The organism is Flavobacterium pygoscelis, from assembly GCF_023162025.1.
Lineage (GTDB): Bacteria > Bacteroidota > Bacteroidia > Flavobacteriales > Flavobacteriaceae > Flavobacterium > Flavobacterium pygoscelis.
Window position 1 is genome coordinate 23,831 of sequence record NZ_JALNUB010000014.1, and the last position, 18,307, is coordinate 42,137.

16 protein-coding genes are annotated in these 18,307 nt (G+C 32.5%); 9 read left to right on the forward strand and 7 right to left on the reverse strand.

Annotated features, from left to right (window positions below):
• From MW871_RS15275 to MW871_RS15285, 3 genes are all read left to right on the forward strand, one after another.
• On the forward strand, window positions 1–3,422 hold a 3,422-nt coding region (locus MW871_RS15275; protein WP_248429293.1), incomplete at its 5' end, for a DUF7507 domain-containing protein.
• 156 nt (window positions 3,423–3,578) lie between these two features.
• The gene (locus MW871_RS15280) at window positions 3,579–4,496 is read left to right on the forward strand and encodes a PorP/SprF family type IX secretion system membrane protein (RefSeq protein WP_248429016.1); all 918 of its coding nucleotides are present in this window, start codon (window positions 3,579–3,581) and stop codon (window positions 4,494–4,496) included.
• Between the two features lie 11 nt (window positions 4,497–4,507).
• Complete coding sequence (locus tag MW871_RS15285; protein ID WP_248429015.1) at window positions 4,508–6,448, forward strand: OmpA family protein; 1,941 nt, start codon at window positions 4,508–4,510, stop codon at window positions 6,446–6,448.
• An 82-nt stretch (window positions 6,449–6,530) separates the two neighbouring features.
• Here MW871_RS15285 and MW871_RS15290 read toward each other — a convergent pair whose 3' ends face one another.
• The 6 genes from MW871_RS15290 to pyrR form a co-directional block, all read right to left on the reverse strand.
• Window positions 6,531–7,034 carry a CAP domain-containing protein gene (locus MW871_RS15290; protein WP_210645890.1) on the reverse strand — a complete coding sequence of 168 codons (504 nt, stop codon included), beginning with the start codon at window positions 7,032–7,034 and terminating at the stop codon, window positions 6,531–6,533.
• Between the two features lie 161 nt (window positions 7,035–7,195).
• Window positions 7,196–7,840: a pyridoxamine 5'-phosphate oxidase gene (gene pdxH / locus MW871_RS15295; RefSeq protein WP_188050861.1), complete on the reverse strand. Its 645-nt coding sequence runs from the start codon at window positions 7,838–7,840 to the stop codon at window positions 7,196–7,198.
• Between the two features lie 83 nt (window positions 7,841–7,923).
• Window positions 7,924–8,829: a ribonuclease Z gene (locus MW871_RS15300; RefSeq protein WP_248429014.1), complete on the reverse strand. Its 906-nt coding sequence runs from the start codon at window positions 8,827–8,829 to the stop codon at window positions 7,924–7,926.
• A 239-nt stretch (window positions 8,830–9,068) separates the two neighbouring features.
• Window positions 9,069–9,401 (reverse strand): ribonuclease Z, encoded by a 333-nt coding sequence (locus MW871_RS15305; RefSeq protein WP_248429013.1) that lies wholly within the window; start codon window positions 9,399–9,401, stop codon window positions 9,069–9,071.
• Between the two features lie 62 nt (window positions 9,402–9,463).
• Window positions 9,464–10,390 carry an aspartate carbamoyltransferase catalytic subunit gene (locus MW871_RS15310; protein ID WP_188050864.1) on the reverse strand — a complete coding sequence of 309 codons (927 nt, stop codon included), beginning with the start codon at window positions 10,388–10,390 and terminating at the stop codon, window positions 9,464–9,466.
• A 47-nt stretch (window positions 10,391–10,437) separates the two neighbouring features.
• Window positions 10,438–10,977: a bifunctional pyr operon transcriptional regulator/uracil phosphoribosyltransferase PyrR gene (gene pyrR, locus MW871_RS15315; protein WP_210645887.1), complete on the reverse strand. Its 540-nt coding sequence runs from the start codon at window positions 10,975–10,977 to the stop codon at window positions 10,438–10,440.
• 367 nt (window positions 10,978–11,344) lie between these two features.
• Here pyrR and MW871_RS15320 point away from each other — a divergent pair, with 367 nt between their 5' ends.
• A complete protein-coding gene (locus tag MW871_RS15320; RefSeq protein WP_188050866.1) occupies window positions 11,345–11,518 on the forward strand; it encodes a hypothetical protein in 174 nt (57 codons plus the stop codon).
• Between the two features lie 163 nt (window positions 11,519–11,681).
• Here the strand turns inward: MW871_RS15320 and MW871_RS15325 are convergent, their stop codons facing one another.
• On the reverse strand, window positions 11,682–14,189 hold the full coding sequence (locus tag MW871_RS15325; protein ID WP_248429012.1) for a M14 family zinc carboxypeptidase: 2,508 nt from the start codon (window positions 14,187–14,189) through the stop codon (window positions 11,682–11,684).
• Window positions 14,190–14,425: 236 nt separating this feature from the next.
• On the opposite strand from MW871_RS15325, the gene MW871_RS15330 reads away from it, so the two are divergent.
• The 5 genes from MW871_RS15330 to MW871_RS15350 all read left to right on the forward strand — a co-directional run.
• Window positions 14,426–15,853 (forward strand): L-serine ammonia-lyase, encoded by a 1,428-nt coding sequence (locus tag MW871_RS15330; RefSeq protein ID WP_248429011.1) that lies wholly within the window; start codon window positions 14,426–14,428, stop codon window positions 15,851–15,853.
• 291 nt (window positions 15,854–16,144) lie between these two features.
• Window positions 16,145–17,188: a tyrosine-type recombinase/integrase gene (locus tag MW871_RS15335; protein ID WP_248429010.1), complete on the forward strand. Its 1,044-nt coding sequence runs from the start codon at window positions 16,145–16,147 to the stop codon at window positions 17,186–17,188.
• A 154-nt stretch (window positions 17,189–17,342) separates the two neighbouring features.
• Entirely contained in the window at window positions 17,343–17,762 is a 420-nt protein-coding gene (locus MW871_RS15340) for a DUF4304 domain-containing protein (protein ID WP_248429009.1), read from the forward strand.
• A gap of 31 nt (window positions 17,763–17,793) precedes the next feature.
• Entirely contained in the window at window positions 17,794–17,940 is a 147-nt protein-coding gene (locus MW871_RS15345; RefSeq protein WP_248429008.1) for a hypothetical protein, read from the forward strand.
• A 27-nt stretch (window positions 17,941–17,967) separates the two neighbouring features.
• On the forward strand, window positions 17,968–18,307 hold a 340-nt coding region (locus MW871_RS15350), incomplete at its 3' end, for a helix-turn-helix domain-containing protein (RefSeq protein WP_248429294.1).

Consider the following 18,307-nt stretch of genomic DNA (forward strand, 5'->3'; position numbering starts at 1 on the left):
GTATTGCCGCTATTGCATCGGATAACGGATTGGCTTTGAGTTGTACCACTCCAAATACGACTTTAACAGCAAGCGGTGGAACCAGCTATTTATGGTCGAACGGAGCAACAACTGCTGCTATTACTGTTACAACTGCCGGAACATTTTTGGTAACGGTAAAAAATGCTAATGGGTGTTGGGCTACAGCTTCGGTAAATACTACGCTTGACAAAATTCTTCCTATTGCCGCTATTGCATCGGATAACGGACTGGCTTTGAGTTGCACGACTCCAAATACGACTTTATCAGCAAGCGGTGGAACCAGCTATTTATGGTCGAACGGGGCAACAACTGCTGCTATTACGGTTGCAACTGCGGGAACATTTTCGGTAACGGTAAAAAATGCCAATGGGTGTTCGGCGACTGCTTCGGTTAATACTACGCTTGATAACACTCTTCCTATTGCCGCTATTGCATCGGATAATGGATTGGCTTTGAGCTGTACCACTCCAAATACGACTTTAACAGCTAGCGGTGGAACCAGCTATTTATGGTCGAACGGAGCAACAACTCCTGCTATTACGGTTGCAACTGCCGGAACATTTTCGGTAACGGTAAAAAATAGTAATGGGTGTTCAGCAATTGCTTCGGTCAATACTACACTTGACAACACTCTTCCTATTGCCGCTATTGCGTCCGATAACGGATTGGCTTTGAATTGTACCACTCCAAACACGACTCTAACAGCTAGCGGTGGAACCAGCTATTTATGGTCAAATGGAGCAACAACTCCTGCTATCACGGTTGCAACTGCCGGAACATTTTCGGTAACGGTAAAAAATGCCAATGGTTGTTCGGCGACTGCTTCGGTAACTACTACACTTGACAACACTCTTCCTATTGCGGCTATTGTATCAGATAATGGACTGGCTTTGAGTTGTACCACTCCAAACACAACTTTAACAGCTAGCGGTGGAACCAGCTATTTATGGTTGAACGGAGCAACAACTGCTTCCATTATTGTTACAACTGCCGGAACATTTTCGGTAACGGTAAAAAATGCCAATGGATGTTCGGCTACAGCTTCGGTAACTACTACACTTGATAACAGTCTTCCTATTGCCGCTATAGCGTCCGATAACGGACTGGCTTTGAGTTGTAACACTCCAAATTCGACTTTAACAGCAAGCGGTGGAACCAGCTATTTATGGTCGAACGGAGCAACAACTCCTGCTATTGCGGTTGCAACTGCGGGAACATTCTCGGTAACGGTAAAAAATGCCAATGGTTGTTCCGTAATTGCTTCGGTCAATACTACGCTTGACAACACTCTTCCTGTTGCCGCTATAGCATCGGATAACGGATTGGCTTTGAGTTGTACCACTCCAAATACGACTTTAACAGCAAGCGGTGGAACCAGCTATTTATGGTCAAATGGAGCAACAACTCCTGCTATCACGGTTGCAACTGCCGGAACATTTTCGGTAACGGTAAAAAATGCCAATGGGTGTTCAGCAATTGCTTCGGTTAATACTACGCTTGACAACACTCTTCCTGTAATTTCTATTTCTTCGCAAACAGATGCTTATTGCTTTGGAGAAAATAATGGTACTATTAGCATTATTACTGAAGGAGGAAAAAGTCCTTATACTTATGCATGGACAAAAAATAATATTGCCTATTCAACTTCTAAAGATTTGATAGGACTTTCTCAAGGTATTTATAAGGTAATTGCAACTGCCGACAATGGTTGTTCCTCTGATGAATTAAAAGTTATTATTCAGCAACCGAATGCTGCAATAACAGCAACTGCAATAATCATTGATAATACTAATTGTGTAGGATGTAGTAATGGCAGCATAACTCAAACTATTTCTGGAGGAACACTACCTTATACTTATTTATGGTCAAATGGTGCAACAACAAAAGATATTACTGATTTAATTAAAGGAAATTATAGTGTTGAAATCAAAGATAAGAATGGCTGTGTTGCAAATTACTCCTATTCAATTCAGGAATCAGGAATAGCTCTTGTTAAAAAAGGAATTTTCTATGATTCAAATACCGATGGTTTTGCACAAGCAGGTGAGATAATCAATTACACTTTTATAGTAACAAATACTGGAAATGTAACAATAAATTCTATTGTCATAACTGATCCTATGAAGGGATTAACAATAAAAAACAATAGCATAGCTTCTCTTAATGCTGGTGAAAATACAACTATAACAGGAATTTATATTTTAACTCAAGCTGATATTAATGCAGGTAAAGTAATTAATTCTGCAGTTGCAATTGGTAAAGATCCGAAAGGAAATGAAGTGAAAGATATCTCTGGAACGCAACAAAATAATGATACTGCAACAGAAACACCTCTAAATCAAAAAGCAAGTATTGCAATTACAAAAGATGGCATCTATATAGACGCTAACAAAGATGGAATTACCAATTTAGGAGATAAAATAGTCTACTCCTTCATGCTAATAAATACGGGTGATGTTATCTTAACTCAAGTCAATATAAGCGATAATTTAGAAGGTCTAGTAATAACAGGTAGTCCTATTACATTACAAATTGGCGAGTCTAATGCTACTTCTTTTTCAGCTACTTATTCAATTACCCAAGCTGATATAGATAGTGGTTTAGTATACAATTTGGCTACTGTTACTGGCACAACACCTTACAATGATAAAGTAACTGCTACTTCTACAGATCCTACACCATGTATGAATTGCATACCAAAAACAGATTGTAAAAATTGCACAATAACAACGTTAAATCAAAGTGCTAATCTCGTGGTTTATAAAACAGCAGCTGTCACAGGCTATAGTTTAGTTGGAGAAATAATCAATTATAAAATTATAGTTAGGAATTCAGGAAATGTAACACTTCATCAAATTGTAGTAACCGATCCATTAACAGGATTAAATACAATTATTTCTGTTTTGGCGCCAGGTACAGAACAAGAATTTAATGAAAGTTATACCATAACTAAAAATGATCTTGACAATAATTCTGTTATTAATATCGCTAATGCAAAAGGATTAACACCTACAAATGCTGAAATAAAAGCCTCTGACACCGTTGAAATTGATAAAGCATTTGTACTAGGTTGCAGATCTATAGTAGTACACAATGCCTTTTCTCCAAATGGCGATGGTATTAATGATGTTTTTACAATCGATGATATTAGTGAAACCAATTGTTATCCAGAAAATACAGTTGAGATTTATAATCGTTGGGGTGTTTTAATTTTTAGAACTAAAAATTACAATAATCAAACTAATAATTTTGATGGTATATCGCAAGGAAGAACTACAGTTAGTGAATCTACTGGTTTACCAAGTGGAACCTATTTCTATATTCTAAACTATACTTCTATAGATGGAAATGGTACTATTCAAAACAATAAAAAAGAAGGTTTTTTATATCTCACGAAATAGATTCAAACTATGATTTTAATCCTGAGTCTCTCTAAATGACTCAGGATTAACTCCTAGTTTATAAAAATCAACATCGTTAAAAATTAAGTTTATACAAATAGTATTTCGCACGCTTATCAAAAAACAGTTCAATATATTAATAATAATAAATTTACTATGAGAACAAAAATATTTTCAGTCATTTTGATCTTTACATTTTTTGTGAGTCATGCGCAGCAAGATGCGCAGTACACACAATATATGTATAACACTATAAATGTAAATCCAGCTTACGCAGGATCTAGAGGCGCAATGAGTATTTTTGCTATGCATCGAACCCAATGGGTAGGATTAGATGGCGCTCCAGTTACGAATGTAGCTTCTATTAACACCCCTTTAAACGGAAATAATCTTGGTATAGGCTTCTCTATAGTTAATGATAAAATAGGCCCTACAATGGAAAACACTATCTCTGCCGATATTTCCTATACGATTCCAACATCCGAATCGTACAAACTTTCGTTTGGTATAAAAGCATCGGCTAATATTTTTAATCTAGACACATCAAAACTAAATCCTGTTAGTGATTATCCTTTAGATCCTTCAATACAAAATATCAATAATGAATTTTCTCCAAATATAGGTGCTGGTATTTATTTACATTCCGATAAAGCCTATATTGGTTTTTCTATTCCAAATTTCATAGAGTCCAATCGATATGATGATAATACAGTTGCCATTTTTAAAGAAAAGATAAATTATTATCTAATGGCAGGATATGTTGCAGATCTGACGAGTGACATAAAATTTAAACCCGCTATTCTTTCCAAACTAGTTATTGGCTCACCACTACAAGTAGATATTTCAGCCAATTTTATGTTTGTTGAGAAATTCACAGTAGGTGTTGCTTACAGATGGAGTGCTGCACTTAGTGCTATTGTAGGTTTTCAGGTTTCTGATGGGATGTACATCGGATATGGTTATGATCATGAAACTACAAAATTGAACAACTATAATTCTGGTTCGCATGAAATATTCTTGCGCTATGAAATATTCAAAAACAATGACAAAATTACAACTCCTCGTTTCTTTTAAAAAAGATCAGTATGAAAAACAATATATTCCTCTATATAATTATATTGAATGCTTTGACATTTAATGTATATTCTCAAAAAGCAAAATTGATAGCTGCAGACAAAAAATACGATAAGTTTGCCTATATAGATGCTATAAAAACCTACGAAAGGGTTGCGGAAAAAGGATATAAATCGACAGAAATGTTTAAGAATTTAGCCAATTCTTATTACTTTAATTCTGATTTTGAAAAAGCTGCAAAGTGGTATGCTGAATTATTTGAGATGAACAGTACGGATTTAGAACCAGAATATTACTACAGATATGCTAATTCTTTGAAATCTATTGGTCAAGATGAAAAAGCCAATGAATTATTAAAATTGTTCGATAAAAAATCTGGAAATGATAGTCGTGGAAAACTATTTGCCAAAGACAGAAACTATCTAGAGGAGATAAAGGCCAATTCTGGAAGATATAAAATTGAAGATGCCGGAATAAACTCTGAATATTCTGATTACGGTACTGCAATATATGGCAAGGAAATCGTATTTACCTCAGCTAGAGATACCGGGAGTTTAGGTCAGAGAAAACACAAATGGACTAATCAACACTTTACAAATTTATATTCGGCCACTTTAGGAGAAGATATGACTCCCAATAAACCTAAAAAATTTGATTCTAAAATAAACTCAAGATTTAACGAATCTACTCCCGTATTTACCAATGATGGTCAAAGTATGTACTTTACTAGAAATAACTTTTTAGATGGAAAAAAAGGAAAAGATGGCAGCAAAATTACTTTAGTAAAAATATATAAAGCAACCTTAAAAAACCAAAAATGGACTGATGTAATCGATCTTCCTTTTAACAGCGATAATTATAGCACAGCCCACCCTGCTTTAAGTCCGGATGGTAAGACATTGTATTTTGCCTCAGACATGCCCGGAAGTATAGGCCAATCTGATTTATTTAAAGTAGAAATAAAAAGCAATGGGACTTACGGCATACCTATAAATTTAGGTACAACTATAAATACCGAAGGAAAAGAATCGTTCCCTTACGTAAGTGATGAAAATGAGATTTATTTTGCATCAGACGGACATCCAGGTTTAGGTGGTTTAGATGTTTTTGTAAGCTCAATAGCAAGCGATGGTTCTTTTGGAGAATTGCAAAATTTAGGTTCGGATATAAACTCTTCAAAAGATGATTTTGCCTATCTAATTGATACAAAATCAAGACGAGGTTTCTTTTCATCAAACAAAGAAGGCGGAAAAGGTTATGATGATATTTATAAGTTTTTAGAATTAAAAAGACTTTCTTGTCAGCAACTTTTATATGGTGAAATCACCGATACAAAGACTTCAAGTATACTTGCTGCAACTAAGATAACGCTCTTTGATAACAAATTTAATATAGTTAGTTCTACCCAATCTGATGATAAAGGAAATTATTCTTTTAATGTTCAATGTGGCAAAACATATTATGTTAGAGCAGAGAAAAGTAATTATAAAACTAAAGAAGAAAAAATAGCAATAAGTACAGCAAACGGAAAAACACATTTACCAATTGCATTAGAAAATGATAAATGTATTGTAACTGTAGGAGATGATTTAGGTAAATGTTTTAATATAAAAATGATATACTTTGATTTAGATAAATCAAGTATTAGGCAGGAAGCAGCATTTGAGTTAGAAAAAATATTAGATGTTTTAAAACAAAATCCAACCTTAAAATTAAACATCCGTTCGCACACCGATAGTCGACAAACTGCTGTTTATAATATGGCTTTGTCTAACAGAAGAGCTAGTGCAACTATTGCTTGGTTGATACATAATGGAATTAATTCCAACCGACTTACCGGCAAAGGATATGGCGAATCACAACTAGTAAACAATTGTTCTGACAATGTTATCTGTAGCGAAGAAGAGCATCAAATGAACCGAAGAAGTGAGTTTATAATAACTGCCTTATGATATAATTATTTTAGATTTTAAACAAAAAAAAAGGCTGTCTTTTGGGGAGAAGACAGCCCTTTTAATATAAAAAAAACTCAACTTAAATTTTTGCAAATATATTAGTATAATATTTTCTACCATTGGCAGGATTTTCTTTAATTGCAATTCCAAAATGGGTAAAATTGCCTTCAATATTTTCTCTATGCCCAGGACTTGCTAACCAAGCGTCTAATACTGCTTTTGGAGTACTATAATTATAAGCAATATTTTCACCTACTGATTTTGCTCCCAAGGTTTTCATTATATTTTCTGAACGAGCAACAAAATCATTGTGATTAACAACATTGTTAGTAATCATATAATTATCATGCTCTTCTGATTTGTATGACATATGGTTAATTCGCTCTAAACGTTTTAATCCTAAACTAGCTCTATGATCATTAATTAGATTCATCGTTTCTAACTCAAATGAGTTATAAGAATAATTAATTACTTTCTCTACCGATGCATCAGCACTTTGAGTTTCTGAATTATCTGATGAACATGAAATCGAACTACACATTACTGCACCTAGCAATAATACATAAAGTAAATTTAGTTTCATAATTTTAGTAGTTTAAGATTAAAGTAGATTGTGGGGCAAACAACTTCAATAAGTAAATAAAATGTTAATTTCTTGATCAAAACTAATCATTTTATCGTTAAACTGCCAAAAATAATCGACGAAATACATCATAATAATTTTTAAATGTTCTTTTTCCTACATTAAGAAGAAAGTCTCTCAATTTTCCATGAGAAATCATCCTGACTGGAGTAACGTATCCTGTCATGCAGACGATTAGGTCTGCCTTGCCAAAATTCTACCTCAATAGCGGTAACTAAAAAGCCTCCCCAATATTCTGGTCTTGGAATCACAATTCCTTCATATTCTCCTTCTAATTGTTTTAGATTTTCTTCTAGATACTCGCGAGAAGGAATAACTTCACTCTGATTTGAAACAATTGCTCCTAGCTTACTTCCGTTAGGTCTGCTCTCAAAATAATGATCCGATGTAATCGCAGGAATTTTATTTGCTATTCCTTTTATAATTACCTGACGCTCTAGTGTGTGCCAAAAAAAAGAAAGACAAACATGTGGGTTTGCAGCAATAGCCTTTCCTTTTTCTGAATTGTAATTGGTATAAAAAATAAAACCTTCTTCACTAAACTTTTTAAGTAGGACAACCCTTGATTTAGGAAAACCATCCAAACCTATCGTCGAAACCGTCATAGCATTTACTTCACTGTCTCCACCAAAATCTTCTACTTCATGAAACCACCTGTTAAACAAGTTAATAGGATCTTCAGGAATAGAAGATTCTAATAATTCACTTTTATCGTAAGATTTTCTGTAATTACTTAAGTCATTCATGTTTTTATTTTTTTAAAATGTATTTTTATAAAAAATGAGGTTTAAAATAGCTAGCAATTGAATAATGCAAAAAACTTTATGTACTAAAATTCAAAACTTTTACCATCATCTGCCAAAAGAATTTCTGGAAAAATTGTAATTGCTTCTTCTTTAAACATTTCTATATTTTCATATCGCGTAGAATAATGTCCTAAAATCAATTGTTTTACATTAGATTTTAAAGCAATTGTTGCTGCTTGTTTAGCCGTACAGTGTAGTGTTTTGCTAGCTAGATTTTCTTCAGAATCTAGGAAAGTCGCCTCGTGATACAAAACATCTGCATTTTTAATAATAGTAATAACATCTTCATGATACACTGTGTCAGAACAAAAGGCATAGCTTTTTGCAGGAATAGGATCAAAACTTAATTGTTCATTTTCAATAATTTTTCCGTCTTCTAAAGTGATATCCTTACCGTTCTTAATTTTTTGATAATAACAAGAATCAATTTCATAATTTTGTACTGCATCCAAATTAAGTTTCCTCTCCCCTATTTTTTCTTCAAATAAAAAACCATTTGTATATACCCGATGTTTTAATGGAATTGTTTTCACCGTAACCTTATCATCTTCAAAGATTATTTCACTTTCTTTAGAATCAAGTTCATGAAAAAACAGATCATAATTTGTCCACGAATTGGATAATCGCAATTGTAACATTATGATTTCCTTTATTCCTTTAGGACCATGTACATGCAAATCGGTTGTTCTATTTAGTAAGCTAAAGGTTGAAATAAGACCTATTAAACCAAAAAAATGATCTCCATGTAAATGGGAAATAAAAATATGATTTATCTTAGAAAATTTAATTTTATTTCTTCGCAATTGTACTTGAGTTCCTTCACCACAATCAATCAAAAAAAGCCTGTTTTTAATTTCTAAAATCTGTGAAGTAGGATTTGTAAATGTACGAGGAGTGGCTGCATAGCAACCAAGAATTGTTAGTTTCAAATTATTATTTGATTTATAAAAATTGAATATGTACAGTTGTTTCCTTAAATAGCAACAACGTTAATTTCTTTATTATTCTATTTTTCAATATTATATACCTAAGTATAACATCAAAAGCGAATCAAATAGGCAATACGAATTATATTTAGTAATAAAATTTTATTAGCATAAAATAGACCTGAAAAAACAATGAATAAAACTGTAGTACTATTTTTTTATACTACTATTCACAACTATTTTTAAAATCCAAGATCTCTTTCTATTTCATCCATTTCTATAATATCGTGAGCTTCTAATAAAGAAGGAACAACAATTAATCTATTAGGAGCAGCATTGTAATCAAAGTCATCCGCTACAACTACAAAAGATTTTTTTGCTTTTTTATGCTGTTTTGAAATCGGAATAAATAATTTAATATCGTTCAATGATAGCTCTTTATGCATTAAAAGATCAATTATAATGTTACTTTTTTCAAACGACTTATACTGTTCTGTAACCGTCATCAAGAATGAATTAACATTACCTTGAGTATCTCTAATAGTTATCGTGTGACCTTTTTGATCTACTTTCATTTTTTTTTATTTATGACTTAGAACAAGCAAGTCTGGTTAAATAAATATTTATTTAAAAGGAATTATTGAATTTTTGAAGCCAAAAGATAAATAACGGCCATTCTTATAGCAACACCATTTTCTACTTGATTTAAAATAACCGATTGTTGAGAATCTGCTACTTCACTGGTAATCTCTACACCGCGATTAATAGGCCCGGGATGCATAATAACAATCTCTTTGTTAAGTGAATCTAAGAGAGTTTTATCTACACCGTATTGCTGTGCATATTCTCTAGTAGAAGGAAAATAATTCACATCCATTCGCTCGTTTTGCACACGCAACATATTGGCTACATCGCACCATTCTAGCGCTTTTCTTAAGTTAGGTTCTACTGTAACTCCTAATGACTCAATATGTCTTGGAATAAGTGTTTTGGGCCCGCAAACTTTCACTTCGGCACCTTGCATTTGCAAAGCATATATGTTAGATAATGCAACTCTAGAATGCAAGACATCACCAACAATTACTACTTTTTTACCCGCTACTTCTCCTAGTTTTTCTCTAATAGAATAACTGTCTAATAAAGCTTGAGTAGGATGTTCATGCGCTCCATCACCAGCATTTACAATACTTGCTTTGACATTCTTAGACAAAAAGTAAGCAGCACCAGGATTTGCATGACGCATAACGACCATGTCTACTTTCATCGAAAGAATATTATTTACAGTATCAATTAATGTTTCACCTTTTTTGACAGAAGATTGTGCTGCAGAAAAACTAATTACATCAGCTGATAATCGCTTTTGCGCCAACTCAAAGGAAAGCTTTGTTCTAGTACTATTTTCGAAAAAAATATTGGCAATAGTAATGTCTCGTAACGAAGGCACTTTTTTTATGGGTCTATTAATGACTTCTTTAAAATGATCGGCTGTTTCAAAAATTAAGTCAATATCATTTTTATTGATATATTTTATTCCTAATAAATGATTTACGCTTAATTCTTTCATTTTTGTTTACGATTATTAATTTTTAATAGTTAAAGTATTAATACAATTTAACTTGTAATTAAATACACTCCATCTTCTCCTTCATTTTCTTTCCAACTTACTTTCACTTTTTCGTCATTAATAGCATCTACTTGTCTTCCTCTATAATCAGGCTGAATAGGTAAATTACGACTAAAACGTCTGTCTATCAAAACCAACAACTCTATTTCTGATGGTCTACCAAAAGACTGAATAGCTGTCAAAGCCGATCTGATACTTCTGCCTGTAAATAAAACATCATCTATAAAAATGACTTTTTTATTTTCGACAATAAAGTTAATTTTGGTTTTATTAGCCTCTAATGGTTTTTCTGTTCTACGAAAATCATCTCTAAAAAAAGTAATATCGAGATAACCCAATTGAATTTCTGGAGTTTGGTATTGTTTTTCTAAAATTTCTTTTAAACGTTCTGCTAAGAAAACACCTCTGGGTTGAATACCAACTAAAATTGTATCTGAAAAATCTAAGTGTTTTTCAATTAATTGACAGGCCAAACGATGTAATATGATAGTAACTTCTTTTGCAGTAAGTAATACTTTTTGACTCATAGTAATTTATATTGTTTGGTGTGGCAAATATACAAATTCAAATTTATCATTTTATCATTAACAAGGTAGAAATAATCATCTATTTGTATTTTTATCTTTATAACTTAATCTCACGTTTCAATTTTAATTGTAAAACTCTACTATATATAATTTTTTAATTTTAATTGAATTTAAAAAAAATGATAAAATTCAACTTTAGTCCATTTTAATTAAAATAACAAATAAAGAGCAACTTATTGAAACCGAAACAGAGATTAATAAATACTAAATATAGCAACTCTAAATTACATAATAAAACCAGAAAATTGTGTAACAAATTACAGCATTCTATGGTATAATTTTACACTATAACCTAAACATAATAATCATGCAAAAACAAATAACACGTTTATTAATGCTTTTTATAGTATTAATTTCATTTTCAAGTTGTTCAGTAGTCGAAGGAATATTCAAAGCCGGAATGGGAGTTGGTATTTTTATAGTAGTTGCCATCATAGCAGTAATTCTATTTATCGTGAGCAAAATTTTCTCAAAAAAATAATACTTTTAAGTTGGTATAAAACTTCCTAAAATTTAATATTTTTAAGTTATGAGATATTTATTTGACAGTTTTATCAATAAAAATAGTTGTTTTACAATGTTATTTTAAAACAAAAAAGAGCCAATTAATTGGCTCTTTTTTGTTTTAATTAAATAATTATTTTTTAGTTTAATAAAAACAAAGCATTACTAAATAATAAATTTCCGTTTTCCCAAAAACCTCTAAACAATGGATTATCAACCATGTAAACAACCATACCGTCGCCTTTACTTTCAACAGCAAAACTTACGGTATTAGTCAGTTTCTTTTTCATTCCATTACCTATAAAACCATAACTTTTATAATCTTTAGGAATATAAGCCACATTAATGGCATCTTTTAATAAAGAATACGTTCTATCATCTGTTTTTAAACTAAAGTATTTATCTCCTAATCCAAAAGATAGTGGATGAGTTTTATTAAGTGTATTTTCGATGATTGCTCCAGGAATCGATTTAGAAATATCTCTTCTTTCTGTGTCTTGGTAATCTAAAAAGCGTTCTTTTAGAACTGCATCCTCTTCTTCTTTTTCAGAATTTAATTTATCCTCTTCAGATGCAAATGGACTTAATGCATATCCTTCTTTTCCATCAAAAAGACTCAAAGCACCATTCATTGCAATTACTTTTCCACCACTTTTAATCCATTCTGATAATTTCTTTTGTTGTTCTTCAGAAAAATTATAATCTCCATCAGCTAAAATCAAAGTGTTGTAATCAAAAAGTTTTATTCTGTTAAAATTATTTACTTCGACAACGCTTACAGGATAATCAACGGTTTCTTGCAAATAAAACCAAGCAGCACCAAATTCAGTCGAACTCACTCCTTTTCCTGATAATAAAACAATTTTTGGTGCCGTTAACAAAGTAAAGTTTTCTCCTCCAACATCTTTAGCGTTTGATGAAAATCCTGTAGAAATGTAATTATAATCTGTTTTAATCTTAATGAGATCTGTAATTGTTTTTTCGAAATCTGCAATTTTAGGATTATCTCCTTTGGTAACTAATAACCCACCTGGTTCTATGGTAATATCGCCAAAAACAGCTTTCTTCATCGCAGCTCTCACTTTGATATTATTTTGATGTAATAGGGATAAAACCTGAGCTGATATTCTATTATTCCACGGAATATGAAAAGCATAGACTTTTTCAGGAACACTTTTTTCAACCACTTCAATCGTAGCTTTCGTTTTAATAGCAATACTGTTTTTTAGTGCATAACCCTCAACTCCGTATGCTAAAGGAAGTGCCCAAGCAGTAATATCATAAGACAAACTATCATTTAATTTTTGATTAGGCTCAAAAAGAACTTGCGTAAAAACTGCTTTTTGCTGATCTACTTTTACAATTAGATCATTGGGTTCTATGGCAAAACCTTTATCTGTTTTGGTGCTGTAATTATAACCCGAAGTTTTTACACTTGCATCAGCATAACTATATTCGATATTATTTTTTTTCAACAAATCCGCAAGCTGAATCAACTTGGGATTGTTTTTCATTACATACATTTTATAATTTCCCTTAACCGTTTTTCTAGAATTATTCATAAAACCTCTAAAACCTTTTAGCAAAACATCGGCTTGGCTAGCGGCAGATTCTACAACCGTAAGAACTGCAGTGGCATGATGTAGAATACGATCCTGAATGGTAACTATATTTCCATTATTCATCATTACGGCTCTTCCAGCTCCAATTCCTCCTTGCTCCATTGTCATTCCTACTGCTCCGTTATAAGCAGGATAAGTGTCACCATAACTAGGATAAAACAAATCAAAACGCTCACTGGTGTTGTATAACCAATTTTGAGCATCAAATTTTTTTGAAATATTGGCGCCTAAAGTAGCATGAAAATCTCTTTGGTATTTTTCAATATAGTTATGTATTGGCTCTGCAGATGGCGGAAAAAAGTATGGAGAATCATATCCTTGTTCGTGAACATCTGTATGAACTTGTGGCATCCATTGGTTATACAATGCAATACGCTGCTTACTTTCTGGTTGTGTTTGCCATGCCCAATCTCTATTTAAATCAAAAATATAGTGATTGTATCTTCCTCCAGGCCAAACCTCCATGTGTTCTCTATCAGTAGCTTCTGGATGTGTTTTTTTTCCTGATATTTCTCTTAACCAGTTTCCGTATCTAGAGTAGCCATCTGGATTAATACAAGGGTCTAAAATTACGATTGTATTTTCTAACCACTTTTTAGTTTCGGTATTCGAGGGATTGACTAATTCGTAGGCAACTGTCATAGCACTTTCGGTTCCTGCAAATTCATTTCCGTGTACGTTAAAACTCAACCAAACGATCACCTTATCGCCTATGGTTTGGTTTCCCTCTTTAGACAAACCAATAGCGGCCAAGTTATTGTTTCTAATTTGCTCTAAATTCGCTAAATTTTCAGGAGTAGAAATAAAGAAAACATTTAAATCTCTTTGTTCTGGTGTAATTCCGTATTTCTGCTGTTTTATAAAAGTAGATTTTTCAGTAAGCTGCTTAAAATAATTTTCTACTTGATGGTAATGCGTTATTTGCTTGCCATAAGTAGGCAAAAATTCTGCAGGACTTTGCACTTGTGCAGTAGCACTCAAAGCCAAAGTCAAGACTATACAAAAAGAGAAAAATATTTTTTTCATTATTCATTTGGTTAGTTATGCTTCAAAAATAGCATTTTACCCATTCTTGTACAACATATTTAATCGAATAATACTAAATTACTTAGAGGTATTTCTACCATTTATCGAACATTTTTTATAATCTAAAACTATAAAATTGTGCCTTCCGAGTATTAAATAAATAATAATCTTGGCGATATCATTCGTATCCTAATAACATTCTACTATATTTGCGGATAACAAAATGTACTTTAAAAATGGAAGAATGTATCTCAGTTTTTGACATGCTAAAAATTGGTGTAGGACCTTCGAGTTCTCATACACTTGGCCCATGGAGAGCCGCAGAGCGCTTTCTAGGCGAATTGAGAAATGAAAATTTAATGCTGGACATAGACAGAATACAAATAGATTTGTATGGGTCACTTTCTTTAACAGGAAAAGGACACGCAACAGACTTAGCGGTGATGCTAGGACTTAGTGGTCAAGATCCAGAATACATTCCTATTGAGAATATTGATTCGATTATAAAATCTATTAAATCTAAAAATGAAATTAATTTAGGAAACGAAAAAATCATTCCTTTTCATCCTACTCAAGACATAGTTTTCAACAAAAACTTCCTCACCTATCATGCTAATGGTTTAACATTTACAGCATACAGGAACGATAAAACCTCCTATGTATCAACTTTTTATTCTATAGGTGGCGGATTTGTTATCAAAGAAGAGCGCGATAATGCCAAAACAAAAACAAAAATAAAATGTGCTTTTCCTTATCCGATTGACAAGGCAGCAGAATTATTAGAATACTGTAAAAAAGAAAATAAATCCATTTCTGAAATTGTTTTAGAAAACGAAAAGTCAATGCGTACAGAAGCCGAAATTGATCATGAGCTAATGCGCATTTGGAACACCATGTTAGAGTGTATGTACATTGGTTGTCATTCAGAAGGAATTCTTCCAGGAGGACTAAATGTACGCCGCCGTGCTTTCGACATGCATCAAAATCTTATTGGTTTAGCCAATTACGATTCACCACAAACTTGGCTTGAAGAAATTAGAAAAACCGAAGTTAAATTTCGACAAATACTAAAATGGGTTTCTTGTTTTGCACTTGCAGTCAATGAAGTAAACGCAGCATTAGGTCGTGTTGTTACAGCACCTACCAACGGAAGCGCAGGTGTTATTCCTGCCGTTTTGATGTACTATTTAGTCATAGAGAATCATCAAGCTGGACCTAAAGAGATCAAACAATTCCTGATGGTTGCGGGAGAAATAGGTAGCATTTTCAAAAAAGGCTCTACCATTTCCGCAGCAATGGGCGGATGTCAAGCAGAAATAGGCGTTTCCTCTGCAATGGCAGCTGCTTCTTTATGTGAATTAATGGGCGGAACTCCAGAACAAGTACTAATGGCTGCAGAAATTGCCATGGAACACCATTTAGGTCTTACCTGCGATCCAATTGGCGGATTAGTGCAAATTCCTTGTATAGAACGCAACACTATGGGCGCAATAAAAGCCATAAATGCTGCCGAATTAGCGCTAGAAACTGACCCTAAAAATGCTAAAGTACCGCTAGACAAAGTCGTAGATACGATGTGGCAAACAGCAAAGGACATGAACAATAAATACAAAGAAACTTCTGAGGGTGGATTGGCAATTGCCGTAAATATGGCTGACTGTTAACATTATAATGTATAATAAATTAGTTACTACCATTTCATAAAATTCATTTACACTTATTAAATCCAATATTTTTAATAAAAAGCTTTAGGGCGTATCCCCAACTCTATTTCCCTACTCTGGGGAAATAGAGTTGGGGTCGGGCTTTACGCTAAATCTTTTATTACGCAAAGCTCCATAAAAGGATATCGCTGCTATCCCTTACGCAAAACTCGTAACACGAACAAATAGAGCGTCTTAAAAATTGAGATTAAAAAAAATATAATTATCTTTAAGCTACAAAACCAAATTATTATGATCTGGACAGCAAAATTGATAAAGCATAGAGAAGAAAATAGAATTGCAGTACAATTTGAAAAAAATAGTGCTTTAATTAATCGAATTAAAGAATTCGAAGATGCTAGATGGAGTACAAAAAAAAGTGTTTGGCATCTTCCAGACACCCATGAAAACAGAGATCATTTCAAGATCATCCAATATGAAAATACGATTCCGTCTGTTGAAGGAATCGAACAAATGCATAAATTCAATCAGTGGCTATCCTCCAAAAGATACAGTCCAAACACAATAAAAACTTATACCGAAGCTCTAAAATCATTTTTAGTGTTTTATAGAGAAAAAAGCATAAAAGATATTACCAATGATGACATTATCATCTACAACAATGAATATTTGTTAAAGAAAAAATTATCTGCTTCTTATCAAAATCAGATTGTAAATGCTATAAAATTATATTTTAGAACAGTACAAGAAACAAAAATTGATGTAGAAAAAATACATCGGCCAAAAAGAGAAAAAATTCTACCTAATGTATTAAGCAAACAAGAAATAAAATCAATTTTAGATGCACATAGCAACTTAAAACACAAAGCTATGCTATCAATAATATACAGTTGTGGATTAAGAAGAAGCGAATTATTAAATTTAAAACTTATTGATATCGACTCTAAAAGATACATAGTAAATATTAGGCAAGCAAAAGGAAAAAAAGATAGAATAACCCCTTTATCACTAAAGATATTAGAACTCCTAAGAGAATATTACAAAGTACACAAACCGGTAAAATATCTCTTTGAGGGAATTGAATTAGGCACAATTTATTCCGAACAAAGCTTACAAAGTGTATTGAAGCAAGCATTAGAAAAGGCAAAAATAAAAAAACCAGTAACACTACATTGGTTGCGTCACAGTTATGCTACCCATTTATTAGAAAGCGGAACAGACCTAAGATATATTCAGGAATTATTAGGACATAATAGCAGCAGAACAACTGAAATATATACTCATGTGAGTACAAAAAGTTTACAACAAATAAAAAGCCCGTTTGACGATTTGTAAAAAAATAATTATATATTCGTTGTTAATAAAGTATAACCGTTATCATACAAATCCACCAAAAATCGGTTGTATGAGTATGATTTTGTCATACATATATGTAAGTTGTGCGTCAGTTTGGCGGAACGAAATAGAATTCACTAAATTATATGGAATAATGAGTTTAGAAAAAGATAAAATGATTAAGTCACTTAATGAAATTTTTATTCCTGAATTACGAAATAGAAATTTTAAAGGTAGTTTTCCGCATTTTAGAAAAACTGAAAACGGAAAGACAAATTTGTTGACGTTTCAATTTGATAGAAATAGTGGTGGATTCATAATTGAATTAGCTAATTGGAAAGAAACGGAATTTAAAACGCATTGGGGAAAATTGATTCCGTTGAATAAATTGACCGCTCACGATTTGTTTGAGAGAAAAAGAATATATCCGAATTCTAAGTCAGAAGAAAATGGCACAGAGAGTTGGTTTAGGTATGACCAAAATAAAAATTTGAGTGTTGAAGACAAATTTGAACTCATATCTAAAAATGTAATAAATAGAATTCCGATTATGGAAGAATATTGGAACGAATAAAAAACCGAACGCACAACAGCGGTTACAAGAAATGGCGAGAAATGTGCAAAATTCACGTTTATCTTTCGCAATAAATTTTATCTTAGCAGAAAATACGCAGTTCCGAAGTTCGCCACTTCTTGTAGCCGCGAAACGTTATGCGTCAGCAGGTTGGATGACAAATCCTGAAATAGGTTGACTAAAAATTAAACACTTTTAGCATACTATGGAACCCACAAAAAATGGACACTGTCCAAAAATTGAGTACAAAAAAATTGGTTTCGACCTAAAACTTTCCATCATTGACCAAATTTCAAACGGTCAAATTTCAGTAAATCACGCTTCTAAATTACATGGAATTTCTCGCTCTTCAATAACCTATTGGATGAAAAAATTGCGTTCCTTTGAACAAAATTCTAAAACAATGAGCAAAAACGATGAAATCAAAAAACTCAAAGAACGTATCGAAGAACTCGAATTCGTTAAAGACTTTCAACAAATGATAATTGCTGATTTTGAAGTCAGTACTAATCTTGATTTCGCAAAAAAGTCATTACTCGAAGCAT